Here is a 12644-nt window from a genome sequence, read left to right on the forward strand (position 1 = left end):
GTTTCTGAGAAGTCAGTCGTCTTGCAAGGGTCAGCGCGCGGTCCTCCGCCGCGTTCCCCAAGTGTCGCTATATGCGCCCGAAACGCCCGTTCTTCAAGGCTTGGCGGCGGCGTCCGACCCGATCCAGACATCATGGAGCGCGATCACGGCCTCGAAGACACGCTGGGTCGTCAGGGCCTCGATCGGCGCGAACTCGCCCCGGACCGGGTTGGAGGCGGCGATCGTGGTGCGCGGACCCCGCGGCCCGTAGAGCCACCACTCGGTCGGGCCGAACAGGCCGAGCGTCGGCCTTCCGGCGGCGGCGGCCACATGCATCAGCCCGGAATCGTTGCCAACGAACAGGGCCGCGCGGTCGATGGCGGCGGCCGAGGCGAGGATGTCGCCCTTGCCCACGAAGTCGATAGCCAGCGGTCCGGCCGCCTCCAGCGCCGGAGTCGCGGGCGACCGGTCGCCGGGGCCGCCGACCGGCATGAAACGCCAGCCGGCGAAGCGGGGCTCGGCTTTCAGCATCTCGACCAGTTGACCCCAGCGGTCTGCGGGCCAGCTCTTGCCCGGCTGGTGGGCGATGGGGGCCAGGGCGATGATGGGACCGGGAGCCGCGGCCAGGTCCGGGTCGATGATCGCGGCGGCCTCGGCGCGGGCGCGGTCGTCGATGAAGAGTTCGGGTTCCAGCGACGCCTCGGAGCCCATCAGGCGGGAGATCATCTCGACCTTGGGCAGTCCGGTCTCCCAGCGGCGGTTGTAGACGATGCGACGGTCGGCGTTCAGGACGTAGGCCAGCGCCGAGCCACGGATGTCGATGACCAGAGCCCAGTGGGTGCCGACGACCTGACGCCACAGGTCGACCCAGTGTCCGGCGGCCTTCTTCTTGTCGAGGATGATGACCCGTTCGACGCCGGGGGCCGAGCGGAAGAAGGGCGCGGGCGGGCGACCGCAGGCGACGGTGATCTGCGCTCCCGGGACCTGGCGGCTGATCTCGCGGATGATCCCCGACGAGATGACGCAGTCGCCGATACGGTTGGAGGTGACGAACAGGACCTTGTTGGACGGCACGCGGTTTCGCTTTCGCTTCTATCGACCCGTTCGCTATCAGGCGGCGAGCGATCGCGCGAGAGGATCACGGCCATGACCATTCCGAACATTGAACGGTTGACCCGCCCCGACGGCGAGACCCTTGCCTGCAAACGCATCGCGGGCTCGGGCGCGACCGTGGTCTGGATCGGCGGGTTCCGGTCAGACATGGAAGGCACCAAGGCCCTGGCGCTGGAGGCCGCGGCGCGGGAGCGCGGCTGGTCGTTCCTGCGGTATGACCATTTCGCCCACGGCCAGTCCTCCGGCGAGTGGCGTCAGGCCACCATCGGACGCTGGCGCGAGGACGCCATCGCCCTGATCGACAGTCTGGACGGCCCGGTCATACCGGTCGGATCGTCGATGGGCGGCTGGGTCGCCCTGTTGCTGGCCCTGGCCCGGCCGGAGCGGATGCACGGACTGGTGCTGGTCAACCCGGCCCAGGACTTCACCGAGCGGCTGATGTGGCCGTCCCTGCCCGATCACGTCCGTCAGGCCATCCTGCGCGACGGCGAGGCCCTGATGGTCGAGGAAGGATTGGGCGAGTACGTCCTGACCGCCCGGATGTTCGAGGAGGCGCGGAACTGGCTGATGCTGGATCGTCCGATCCCGATCGGAGCGCCCGTGCACATCCTGCAGGGCCGCGCCGACCAGACCGTGCCGGAAGCGCATGCCCTGGCCCTGGTCGGGCGTCTGACCGGAGGCGACGTGCGGCTGGATCTGGTCGAGGCCGGCGATCACCGTCTGTCGACGCCGCGCGATCTGGCGCGGCTGGTCGAGGCGGTGGAGCGCCTCAGAAGCCTCTAGGTGGCGCGGGCGGCGGGGCGCAGGCCTTCGACATTGGCCTCAAGCACCGTCGGGCGACGCTCGCCCCCGGCGGCGATGATGCGGTCGATCCGGGCCTTTTCGGCGCGGAAGCCGGCCAGGTCGGCACCGGCGAGGACGGTGGACTCGTCCATCCGGATGCCGGACGGATTGATCCGCTGGCCGTTGCGCCAGATTTCATAGTGCAGGTGCGGACCGGTCGAAGCGCCGGTCGAACCGACATAGGCGACAACCTGGCCCTGGGACACGCGCTGGCCGGCGCGGATGCCGGCGCCGTAGCGCGACAGGTGGCCATAGCCCGACTCAAGGCCGTTGGCGTGACGGATGCGGAGCCAGTTGCCGTAGCCGCCCCAGCGACGCGCCTCGACGACGACGCCGTCGGAGGGGGCCACGACCGGGGTGCCGGTACCGGCGGCGAAGTCGATGCCCTGGTGCATCTTGCGATAGCCCGAGATCGGGTGAACGCGGAAACCGAAGCTGGACGAGATCCGGGCGGCGCGGTCGAGCGGCGTGCGCATCATCGAGGAACGCATGTTCTTGCCGGTGGCGTCGTAATACTGGGCCTCACGGGCACCGGCGGGCTGGTAGCGGTAGAAGACCACTCCCTTCAGCTCGGCGTACAGCAGGTCGTCGGTGTCGACGGTGCGACCGTTCTCGGTGACGGTGCGGCCAAAGACCAGGGTGAATTCGTCGGAGGCGCGCACGTCGCGCTCAAGGTCCAGCTTGTGGGCGAACAGCTGGTTGGCCTTGCGGCGAATGGCGGCGTCAGCGCCCATGCGCTGGGCGGTCGCCGACAGCGAACCGTGAACCTCGCCCTTCAGGACGACCGTTTCGTGGGTCACACGCTCTTCGAGGGCGCGCAGGCGCAGGGCGCCGTCGAAGCTGCGCGACACGGTCAGCTGGCTGGCCGGGCCCGTGCGCATCGTCAGACCGATCAGGCGGGCGTCGCCGCGGCCGCCGCGCGGACGGGCGATGGCGGTTTCGAACCGGAGGCCGGCGCGCATCTGCGACAGGTCGAAGGCGTTGGAGAGGGTGGCGGCGACGGCCGAGGCGTCGGCTGCGCCGATGCCGGTGCGGCGGACGGCCTGTTCAAAGGTTTCGCCGCGACGGATCTGGACGGGAACGGCTTCGGGCGCCGTCAGACCGGCGGGCGTCCCTGCAGCGTCGAACGCGCGGGCCTCCAGCGAGGCGATCTGAAGAGCGGTAAGTTCGGGAACGACTTCGGCCTGGGCGGGTTGATAGACTCGTCCCGCCAGCATGGCCACCGTCACGGCGGCGGCGGCTGTCAGGAGGTGCGGAGCGAAACGCATCGGCTGGCGTCGCGGATCGAACTGGGCCATCGGTCCCCGGCAGAAAACGACGCCAAGCGGCGCCCAATCACACTCAAAGCAAGGATCGCGCCCAAGTCCCCCCGGTCACGAAGCGGGTCCTATACCCTGTGGACCGCATCATGGGAAGACGGGTTGTTACAAATGATTAACCGCAGTGAAGCCGGCCTGTAATTCGAGGCTCCTTTGGGTATTCCGACAGTTCACGGGACAGTCTATCGCCGAGCTATGGTCGCCTGTTCTGTCTCACCTGAATCATTGCGAGCCCCTCGCAGCAGCACCTTCACTCTAAGTGACCGCGGCGCCACTCAATGTGGCACGTTCGCCACGGCTGTTTCGTGGCGCGACACCTTGGGGATGTTAACCGCCCTGTCCGTCCCTGTCCGGCACAGGACGGAACGCACAGCATGAGCGATACGCCTCCCGGGAGAAAAAGACGGCGCCAGGATCGCCTTCTGCGCGCAATTGGGATCGGCCTGGCGGTCGGACTGGTCGTTCTCGCCCTTCTGGCCGCCGTCGCCTGGCTGAACCGTCGCGCGGCGGCGCGGGAGATCCTCGTCGGCTGGCTGGACCAGCGTGGCATCGCCGCCGACGTCGAGATCGAGCGACTGGATCTGAACGGCTTCATCGGCAGTGTCCGGATCGGGGACGGGACCCATCCCGACGTGACGATCCGCCGGGTCGAGGTCGACTACGAACTGGGGCTGCCGTGGTCGTCTTCGGGACTCGGCCTCACGCCGAGCCGGATCCGTCTGGTGCGTCCGGTCGCCCGGGCCAGCTGGAAGGACGGCAAGCTGTCGTTCGGGTCGCTGGATCCGCTGATCCAGGAGTTCACGGGTCGCCCGCCACGGCCGGACAGTCGGGGTCCGATCGTCATCGTCGAGACCGGTCGTCTTCGCCTTGATACCGAATACGGCCCTGTTTCGCTGCTGGCGGACGCCCGCGTGGACAACGGCAAACTGATGCGGCTGGCGGCGCGGATGCCGGCGGCCTCCCTCAGGAGCGGGGACGTCGAGGCCCGCGGGCTCGGCGGCGAACTGGACCTGACCACCACGGGTGACCGGATGTCGGTGAGAGTTGATCTGGCCGCCGAGAGGTTCGCGGCGGCGGGCTTCCAGAGCGATGACGCGCGGCTGTCGGGCACGGTCGACCTGCCCTATCCCGACCTGAAGGCGCGACGCGGCGACGGCCAGGCCGCCGTCGACCTGACCCTGTCCGGCGCGCGGCTGGCTATGGGCGATGGGGAGACCAACGGCGCGGTCCTGACCCTGATCGCCAGCGGACAGGTGAGCGGCTGGATCGAGACCCTCGCCTTCAACGGGACGACCTCGACGCGGCTGCGCGCCGCGCGCCTGTCAGCGCCCGGCCTGTCCGCCCGCACGGCAGATGTCTCGACGTCCGGGGCCCGCGTCGCCCTGTTCCGCCGCACCGACGGCCTGTCATGGAGCCATGAGGGGCCTCTTCGGCTGACAGCCGCCTCCGGCCGGGCCGGAAACCTTGTCCTGACCGGCGCCGAACTGACCTCATCGCAGTTGTCGCTCAGCGGCGCAGGGGGAACGACGAACGCCGGCGGAACGGTATCGGCGCGTCTGGATCGTGCGACCTTCGACACCCTGACCCTGAACCAGACCAGTGGCCGGTTCGACCTCGATGTCGCCACTGGTCGTCCAACGGCCCTGGTCCTGACCGGATCGCTGGCCTCCGCGCGCGGGGCCTGGCCCCTGTTCGGGCCGGTGACATCGGACGACGTGCCGGAACTGGCCGGGATGAAGCGGGCGCTCGGGGCCTTCGCCCTCGAGGTTCCGGCCCTGCGTCTGACCAGCGGCGACGCGGGTCTGGCCGTGAGCCTGATCCGCCCCGCAAGGCTGACACCTGCCAACGGCGGGGCCCTGACCGTCAACCCGGTCGCCACGCCGATCTTCGCCGCCAGGCCGGGAGAACGCGGCGGCGGGGCCCTGACCGTGGTTGCGACGCGCGGGCAGGGCCTGCCCGAGGCGACCTTCGCGATCCCGAACTGGCGGCTGACGGCCGGAGGGTTCGAGGCGACGCTCGACGGCCGGGCGGCGCTGGATTTCGGCCTGGCGCGGGGTCTGACCGTGCAGACCCGGGGCGTCCTGGCCACCAACACCGGGCGGCTGACCTATGTCGCGTCCGACTGCCTGGCCTTCACGGCCGAACGGCTCGAGCTGGAAGAGAATGACGTCATGGACCTGTCCGGCGGCCTGTGCGCCTCGGGCGGGCCCCTGGTCGTGTCGGAGAACGGCCGCTGGCGGGCGGGCGGACGATTGAACGACGTAGAGGCCTCCGCGCCCTTCCTCGCCATGACCTTCGAGGATGTGGAGGGCACGGCCTTCGCCACGGGTTCGCGAGCCGGGCTGGGGCTGGAAGCGACCGTCGCCTCGGCCAGTGTCGAGGACGCCACCCGGCCACGCCGGTTTAACGCCCTGACCGCCTCGGGTTCGGCGCGGCTGGCCGACGAGACCTGGTCGGGCGCCTTCGACCTGGCCCGGAACGCTGCGACGCTCGGTCGCCTGACCGTGGCCCACAACGGCCTGACCGGAGAGGGCGGGATCGTCATCGACGCCCCGTCGCTGGTCTTCGCCGAGGACGGTCTCCAGCCCGCCGACCTCAGCCCCCTGGCCGCCGACTTCGTCCAGTCGCCCGCGACCGGGTCGGCGTCCTTCAACGGCCGCCTGAACTGGACCAAGGACGCCGACGCCGGGACCAGCTCCGGCCGGCTCGTAATCCCGGGGCTGGACTTCACCAGTCCTGCCGGGGCGGTGAAGGGTCTGTCGGGCACGATCGAGTTCACCAACCTGGCGCCCCTGACCACGGCGCCGGACCAGACCCTGAGGGTCGCCACCCTGGAGTCGATCGACGACTTCACCGAGCTGGACCTGACCTTCTCGCTCGACAAGGCGGCGCTGATGGTGGCCGGGGGCGACATCCAGGCCGCGGGCGGCACCGTCAGCGTCGAGCCTTTCGCGGTGCCGCTGGACCGGCGGCCCTTCTCCGGCGTCATCGTGCTGGACCGGGTGCAGCTGGGCGATCTGATCGCGGGCTCGGGCTTCGGCGACCGGGTCCAGCTGGACGCCGTGGTGTCGGGCCGACTGCCCTTCACCTCCGACCCCGACACCGGCGTCAGGATCGCCGGCGGCGCCCTCTACGCCGCCCAGCCGGGCCGGTTGTCGATCGCGCGCGAGGCCCTGTCGGACCTTGAGGCGGGCGGCGGCGGCGAGGTGCCGCCCAACACTGTCGAAGACCTGGCCTATCAGGCGATGGAGAACCTGGCCTTCGACACCCTGACCGCCGATGTCGACAGCGCCGACGGGGGGCGGCTGGGCGTGCGGTTCCACATCGTCGGCCGCCACGACCCGCCGCAACGACAGGAACTGCGTCTGACCCTGTCCGAATTGATCAGCCGGGAATTCCTGCAACGGACGCTGCCGCTGCCGTCCGGCACCGGGATCAATCTGACGCTCGACACCACATTGAACCTGAACCAGCTCGTTTCGGACCTGATGGCCGTCAACCGGGCCAGGAACGGCGATCCGGACGAAGACCTGCCTTGACTGTTCAGAGCCCGTTCACACCCGGGGGTGCATCCCTCGGGTCGATGAAAGCGTTGAAGTCGCCGGAGACCGCCGCATGACCCTGCCCCATTCCCGCACCGCCCGCCTCGGACTGCTGGCGCTCGCCGCCTCGGCCATGCTGGGCGCCTGCACCCCGACGATCCGGCTCGAGGTCGCGCCGATCCAGATCTACGCCAAGCTCGACGCCGATGTGCGTGTGCGGCTGGATCAGGAACTGCAGAACCTGCTGGCCGAGAACCCGAATCTCTTCTGATGGAAACGATGACCTCCATGACCTTCCGCAAGTTCTTCGTTCTGGGCGCCGCCGTCGTCGCGCTGGGCGTGGCCGCGGGCGCCGCCTTCGCACAGACCCCGGAGCAAAAATCGCTCATCGACGCCGCCAAGGCGCAAGGTGTCGTCGGCGAACAGGCCGACGGCTATCTGGGCATCCGCACCTCGGCCGATCCGGACCTGCAGACCGCCGTGACCGCCACCAACAGTGCGCGCCGCCGGGTCTATGCCGCCAGCGCCGCCGATGTGGGCACCTCCACCGAGGTCGCCGCCGCCCGGATGTTCGAGAGCCAGCTCCTGCCGCGCATCTCGACCGGGCAATGGTACCGCAACGCCTCGGGCCAGTGGGTGCAGCGCTAACCTCTTCGGCGCCGCAGCGTTGCTAGCGGTGCCGTTTCGGGATTAGGTCTGCGGCTTCTTCGAGGGAACCGCCGATGACCGATACGCCCGCCGCAGCTCCGACAAAGCGCGTCGAACTCACGATCCGCGCCCTGATCCTGGGCTGTCTGCTCGCGGTCGTGTTCACGGCGGCCAACACCTATCTGGGCCTGAAGGTCGGACTGACCTTCGCCTCGGCGATCCCGGCGGCGGTCATCTCGATGGCCATCCTGCGGATGTTCAAGACCTCCACCATCTGGGAGAATATGACCGTCCAGACCGTGGCCTCGGTCGGCGGGGCCATGAGCTCGATCATCTTCGTCCTGCCGGGCCTGGTCATGGTCGGCTGGTGGCTTGAGTTCCCGTTCTGGGAATCGGTTCTGATCTGCGTCTTCGGCGGCATCCTGGGCGTCACCTTCTCCATCCCGCTGCGCCGCGCCCTCGTGGTCGAGGCCGACCTGCCCTATCCCGAAGGCGTGGCCGCCGCAGAGGTCCTGACCGTCGGTTCGCGCGGAGCCGAACAGACCGAGAGCGCCGTTCGCGAGAACAAGGCGGGCCTTCTGATCGTCGTGGCCGGGTCGATCGTCTCGGCGGGCTACGCCCTGCTGGTCGCCGGTCGTGTGTTCGCGGGCGAGGCCGCCAAATTCATCAAACTGCCCGCAGCCCTCGGCGGCGGCGCGACCGGCATGGGCTTCGGCATGCAGTTCGCCCTTCTGGGCGCGGGCCACCTGATCGGCCTGACCGTGGGTCTGGCCCAGGCCTTCGGCCTGCTTCTGGCCTGGGGCATCGCGGTGCCGATCCTGACCAGCCCGGACACCATCGCCTGGCTGACCGCCCACGGCATTCCATCGATTGCCACCACCCTGCCGGCCGGCGTCGGCGCCGAGGAACTGGCCTCGACGGTCTGGCGGCGCGAGGTGCGGTTCATGGGCGCCGGCGTCATCGCCGTCGCCGCCATCTGGACCCTGATCAAACTGGCCGGTCCGCTGATCGGCGGCCTGACCTCGGCCCTGGCCGCCAACCGCCGCCGCAACGCGGGCGAGGTTCTCGACCGCACGGAACAGGATATTCCGATCAACATCGTCGCCGGCCTGTCGGTCGCCTGCCTCATCGGCATCGGCGGCATCCTCGCCTGGTTCGCCCAAGGCAATCCGACCCTCGCCAGCTCGACCGCCGTGCTGGTCGCCGGCGGCCTGATCTATGTCGTGCTGATCGGCTTCGCCGTGGCCGCCATCTGCGGCTACATGGCCGGGCTGATCGGCTCGTCGAACAGCCCGGTCTCGGGCGTCGGCATCCTCGCCGTCGTGATCGCCTCGGTCCTGATGCTGGGCGTTCTGGCCATCGCCGGCCTGCCCGCCGATCCGTCGGTCGTGGCCTTCGCCCTGATCGTGACGGCTGTCGTCTTCGCCGTGGCCGTCATCGCCAACGACAACCTTCAGGATCTCAAGACCGGCCAGCTGGTCCAGGCCACGCCCTGGCGTCAGCAGACGGCCCTGATCGTCGGCGTTGTCGCGGGCGCCATCGTCATTCCCCTCATCCTCAACCTGCTGAACAAGGCCTTCGGCTTCGAGGGCGGACCCGCCGGCATCGCCGATGAGCCCCTGGCGGCGCCCCAGGCGACCCTGATCTCGGCGCTGGCGCGCGGCGTCATCGGCGGCGATCTGCGCTGGGACCTGATCGGCATCGGCGCCCTGATCGGGGTGGTCATCATCATTCTGGACGCCGTCCTGAACGCCTCGACCAAGGGCAGGGTCAAGCTGCCGCCGCTGGCCGTCGGTATCGGCTTCTACCTGCCGGCCGCCGTGACCACGATGCTGGTGATCGGCGCCGTCTGCGGCTGGTTCTACGACAAGGCCATCAAGACCACCCGATTCGCCGACGTCGGCCGCCGCATGGGCGTGCTGCTGGCCTCGGGCCTGATCGTGGGCGAGAGCCTGTTCCTGGTCATGACGGCCGGGGTCATCGTCGCAACGGGCAATGACGCGCCGTTCGCCATGCTGCCGGAAGGCTCAACCTGGCCGGCCATGCTGTCGGGCATCGCCGTCTTCGCGGTCCTGACGCTCGCCCTCTACGCCTGGATCCGCGGCCGATCGGCCAAGGTCTGAGCCCAACGGCCGAAATCAGCTGGCTGAAGACGCCCGGGGTGAAAGCCCTGGGCGTCGTGCTGTTCGCCGCCCTGACGGCGCTCGGCGCCCAGACCAGCCTGCCCATGATTCCTGTGCCGATGACGCTGCAGAGCCTCGCAGTCGTGCTCGCCGGCGGCCTGCTCGGCCCGCGAAGGGGCATTGCGGCCATGGCCTTGTATCTCGCCTCGGCGGCCGTCGGGCTTCCGGTGCTGTCGGACGGACGAAGCGGGCTGGAGGCCCTGACCGGCCCCATGGCCGGCTATCTGGCCGGGTTCGTCCTGGCCGCCGGGGCGGTCGGTATCGCCGCTCGCCGGGGCTGGCTGAACCGTCCGGCCGCAGGCGTCAGCAGCCTGAGCGCCGCCCATCTGTTGATCCTGCTGCCCGGGGCGGTCTGGCTGGCGCGCGACATCGGCTGGCAGGACGCCCTGGCCGGAGGCTTCACACCCTTCCTCGCCGGCGCCGTCGTCAAGTCAGCGGCGGCCTGGCTCATCCTGACGGCCGTCGCCCGCCGCGGCTAAGGCCTAGGACCGGTAGGCGTCGTGGCAGGACTGGCACGAGGCCCGAACGACCATGAACTGGGCCTGGGCACCCGCCGTGTCGCCGGCGGCGATCAGGTCCTGCAGACGGGCGGCGGCGGCGGCGTAGTCGCCCGCACTGGCCTCAAAGCCCACGCGGTCTGTCCAGATCTCGGGCTTGGCCTTTGTCGCGGCGCCGAGCGCGTCCGGGCCGGTGCCGGCCGGGAACATTCCGGGCAGGGCGCGCGACCAGCGGGTCAGGGCCGCTGAGCTGAAGCCCATCGACTGGGCCGGGGCCCCGGCGTCCAGGGCTGACTTGATCGCGGCCATGGTCACGCCGGACATCATCAGCGAGGCCTGACGCGCGGCGACGATCTCGGCCGGAGACATCGCATCCTCCTGGGCCCCTGCCGCACCCCCGGCGCACAACAGGGCCACGGCCCCCGCTACGATCAAACGCTTCATCGCCCACTCCTCATGTCAGAACCGGAACGCTGCTCCACGACCGGAAGACTGTCAAACCGTCGCCATCTTGGGTCGCTATGGCCTTTCCGCCGCCCAGCCTGTATGAGGCGCGCGCTCCCCGCATGACGCCTCTAACGAGCGGCCCCCGCATCCTGTCGGCCGCCTATTCGCATTGAACCAGAATGAACCTTCGCAACGTCGCCATCATCGCACACGTCGACCACGGCAAAACGACCCTGGTGGACCAACTCCTGGCCCAGTCGGGCGTGTTCCGGGCCAATGAGGCCCAGACCGAACGCGCGATGGACTCCAACGATCAGGAGAAGGAGCGCGGCATCACCATCCTGGCCAAGTGCACCTCCGTGCTCTGGAACGGCAAGGCGGGCGAGACCCGAATCAACATCATCGACACCCCCGGCCACGCCGACTTCGGCGGCGAGGTCGAGCGGATCCTTGGCATGGTGGACGGCTGCGTCATCCTGGTGGACGCCGAAGAGGGCGTCATGCCCCAGACCAAGTTCGTTCTGACCAAGGCGCTGAAGATGGGCCTGCGTCCGATCCTCTGCATCAACAAGGTCGACCGCGCCCACGCCGATCCCGACCGCGTCCACAACGAGACCTTCGACCTGTTCGCCGCCATCGGCGCGACGGACGAGCAACTGGACTTCCCCCACATCTACGCCTCGGGCCGGAACGGCTGGGCGACGCTGGATCTGAACCAGCCGAACGACAACCTGGCCCCGCTGTTCGACCTGATCGTCGACCACGTCCCGCCGCCGAAGGTCCAGGCCAACAAGGACAAGCCGTTCCAGATCCTGAACGTGCTGATCGAGTCCGATCCGTTCCTGGGCCGTCTGCTGACGGGCCGTATCGAGAGCGGCAAGGCCGTTCCCGGCATGGCGATCCACGCCCTTGACCGTGACGGCAAGGAAATCGAGCGCGGCCGGATCACCAAGGTCCTCGCCTTCCGCGGCCTGAAGCGCACCGCCCTGGACGAGGGTTCGGAAGCGGGCGACATCGTCGCCATCGCCGGCATGTCCAAGGCCACCGTGGCCGACACCCTGTGCGCCATGGAAGTCACCGACGCCCTGCCGGCCCAGCCGATCGATCCGCCGACCATCTCCATGACCGTCTCGGTCAACGACAGCCCCCTGGCCGGCCGCGAGGGCGACAAGGTCCAGTCGCGCGTCATCCGTGACCGCCTGCTCAAGGAAGCCGAGGCCAACGTCGCCATCCGCGTCACCACGACCGAAGGCGGCGACGCCTACGAAGTGGCCGGCCGGGGCGAACTGCAGCTGGGCGTCCTGATCGAGAACATGCGCCGCGAGGGCTTCGAGGTCTCGATCTCGCGTCCGCGCGTGGTCTTCCAGGAAGGCCCGAACGGCGAGAAGATGGAGCCGATCGAGGACGTCATGATCGATGTGGACGACGAGTTCTCCGGCATCGTCATCGAGAAGCTGTCGGCCCGCAAGGCCGAGATGACCGACATGGGCCCGTCGGGCGCCGGCAAGACCCGCATCCAGCTGAAATGCCCGTCGCGCTCGCTGATCGGCTATCAGGGCGAGTTCCTGACCGACACCCGCGGTTCGGGCGTGCTGAACCGGGTGTTCAGCCACTATGAGCCGTTCAAGGGCGAGATCGCCGGCCGTCTGAAGGGCGTTCTGATCTCCAACTCGGACGGCGAGACCGCCGCCTTCGCCCTGTGGAACCTCGAGGACCGCGGCGTGATGTTCGTGGGCTCCGGCGAGAAGACCTACGAAGGCATGATCATCGGCGAGAACGCCCGCTGGGACGACCTCGACGTCAACCCGATCAAGGGCAAGCAACTGACCAACGTCCGCGCCTCCGGCAAGGACGAGGCCGTGCGCCTGACCCCGCCGCGCCAGATGTCGCTGGAACAGGCCATCGCCTACATCGCGGACGACGAGCTGGTGGAGGTGACGCCGAAGTCCATCCGCCTGCGCAAGCAGATCCTGAACCCGTCGTTCCGCAAGAAGCGCACCCGTCCGGAATAGGGTCGAGATCAAGCGATCCGACAGGCCGCCCTCCGTCGCCGGAGGGCGGCCTGTTTCGTTT

General features: G+C 69.2%; 10 protein-coding genes. 7 read left to right on the plus strand and 3 right to left on the minus strand.

Translation table 11 applies throughout. From position 1 onward, the window contains the following. Window positions 1-93 precede the first annotated feature (93 nt). Entirely contained in the window at window positions 94-1053 is a 960-nt protein-coding gene (locus Q0044_RS07865; RefSeq protein ID WP_298161325.1) for a glycosyltransferase family 9 protein, read from the minus strand. A gap of 72 nt (window positions 1054-1125) precedes the next feature. Between Q0044_RS07865 and Q0044_RS07870 the strand changes: the two genes are divergently transcribed. Beyond that, entirely contained in the window at window positions 1126-1875 is a 750-nt protein-coding gene (locus Q0044_RS07870; RefSeq protein WP_298161326.1) for an alpha/beta fold hydrolase, read from the plus strand. Here Q0044_RS07870 and Q0044_RS07875 read toward each other — a convergent pair. Beyond that, a complete protein-coding gene (locus Q0044_RS07875; RefSeq protein ID WP_298161327.1) occupies window positions 1872-3233 on the minus strand; it encodes a M23 family metallopeptidase in 1362 nt (453 codons plus the stop codon). The two genes, Q0044_RS07870 and Q0044_RS07875, sit on opposite strands and share 4 nt — an antisense overlap. A 395-nt stretch (window positions 3234-3628) precedes the next feature. On the opposite strand from Q0044_RS07875, the gene Q0044_RS07880 reads away from it, so the two are divergent. The 5 genes from Q0044_RS07880 to Q0044_RS07900 all read left to right on the plus strand — a co-directional run bounded on the left by Q0044_RS07880 (window position 3629) and on the right by Q0044_RS07900 (window position 10106). Further along, entirely contained in the window at window positions 3629-6793 is a 3165-nt protein-coding gene (locus Q0044_RS07880) for an intermembrane phospholipid transport protein YdbH family protein (RefSeq protein WP_298161328.1), read from the plus strand. A gap of 76 nt (window positions 6794-6869) precedes the next feature. Further along, window positions 6870-7067, plus strand: coding sequence for a YnbE family lipoprotein (locus tag Q0044_RS07885; protein WP_298161329.1), 198 nt, complete (start codon window positions 6870-6872; stop codon window positions 7065-7067). Next, complete coding sequence (locus tag Q0044_RS07890; protein WP_298161330.1) at window positions 7067-7444, plus strand: YdbL family probable chaperone protein; 378 nt, start codon at window positions 7067-7069, stop codon at window positions 7442-7444. The genes Q0044_RS07885 and Q0044_RS07890 overlap by 1 nt, the downstream gene beginning before the upstream one ends. Window positions 7445-7518: 74 nt before the next feature. Beyond that, on the plus strand, window positions 7519-9567 hold the full coding sequence (locus Q0044_RS07895) for an OPT family oligopeptide transporter (RefSeq protein WP_298161333.1): 2049 nt from the start codon (window positions 7519-7521) through the stop codon (window positions 9565-9567). Between the two features lie 38 nt (window positions 9568-9605). Further along, the gene (locus Q0044_RS07900) at window positions 9606-10106 is read left to right on the plus strand and encodes a biotin transporter BioY (protein WP_298161334.1); all 501 of its coding nucleotides are present in this window, start codon (window positions 9606-9608) and stop codon (window positions 10104-10106) included. 3 nt (window positions 10107-10109) lie between these two features. On the opposite strand, the gene Q0044_RS07905 is transcribed toward Q0044_RS07900, so the two are convergent. Next, on the minus strand, window positions 10110-10568 hold the full coding sequence (locus Q0044_RS07905) for a c-type cytochrome (protein ID WP_298161335.1): 459 nt from the start codon (window positions 10566-10568) through the stop codon (window positions 10110-10112). A gap of 182 nt (window positions 10569-10750) precedes the next feature. On the opposite strand from Q0044_RS07905, the gene typA reads away from it, so the two are divergent. After that, window positions 10751-12583 carry a translational GTPase TypA gene (gene typA / locus Q0044_RS07910; RefSeq protein WP_298161336.1) on the plus strand — a complete coding sequence of 611 codons (1833 nt, stop codon included), beginning with the start codon at window positions 10751-10753 and terminating at the stop codon, window positions 12581-12583. Window positions 12584-12644: the final 61 nt, after the last annotated feature.

Source organism: Brevundimonas sp. (assembly GCF_027484365.1).
In the GTDB taxonomy this organism is placed as follows: domain Bacteria; phylum Pseudomonadota; class Alphaproteobacteria; order Caulobacterales; family Caulobacteraceae; genus Brevundimonas.

Bases quoted from the DNA above. Each gene is read 5' to 3' on its own strand.
- Q0044_RS07905 (WP_298161335.1), bottom strand. From the start codon at position 10,568: ATGAAGCGTTTGATCGTAGCGGGGGCCGTGGCCCTGTTGTGCGCCGGG.
- Q0044_RS07875 (WP_298161327.1), bottom strand. From the start codon at position 3,233: ATGGCCCAGTTCGATCCGCGACGCCAGCCGATGCGTTTCGCTCCGCAC.
- Q0044_RS07890 (WP_298161330.1), top strand. From the start codon at position 7,067: ATGGAAACGATGACCTCCATGACCTTCCGCAAGTTCTTCGTTCTGGGC.
- Q0044_RS07880 (WP_298161328.1), top strand. From the start codon at position 3,629: ATGAGCGATACGCCTCCCGGGAGAAAAAGACGGCGCCAGGATCGCCTT.
- Q0044_RS07885 (WP_298161329.1), top strand. From the start codon at position 6,870: ATGACCCTGCCCCATTCCCGCACCGCCCGCCTCGGACTGCTGGCGCTC.
- typA (WP_298161336.1), top strand. From the start codon at position 10,751: ATGAACCTTCGCAACGTCGCCATCATCGCACACGTCGACCACGGCAAA.
- Q0044_RS07870 (WP_298161326.1), top strand. From the start codon at position 1,126: ATGACCATTCCGAACATTGAACGGTTGACCCGCCCCGACGGCGAGACC.
- Q0044_RS07895 (WP_298161333.1), top strand. From the start codon at position 7,519: ATGACCGATACGCCCGCCGCAGCTCCGACAAAGCGCGTCGAACTCACG.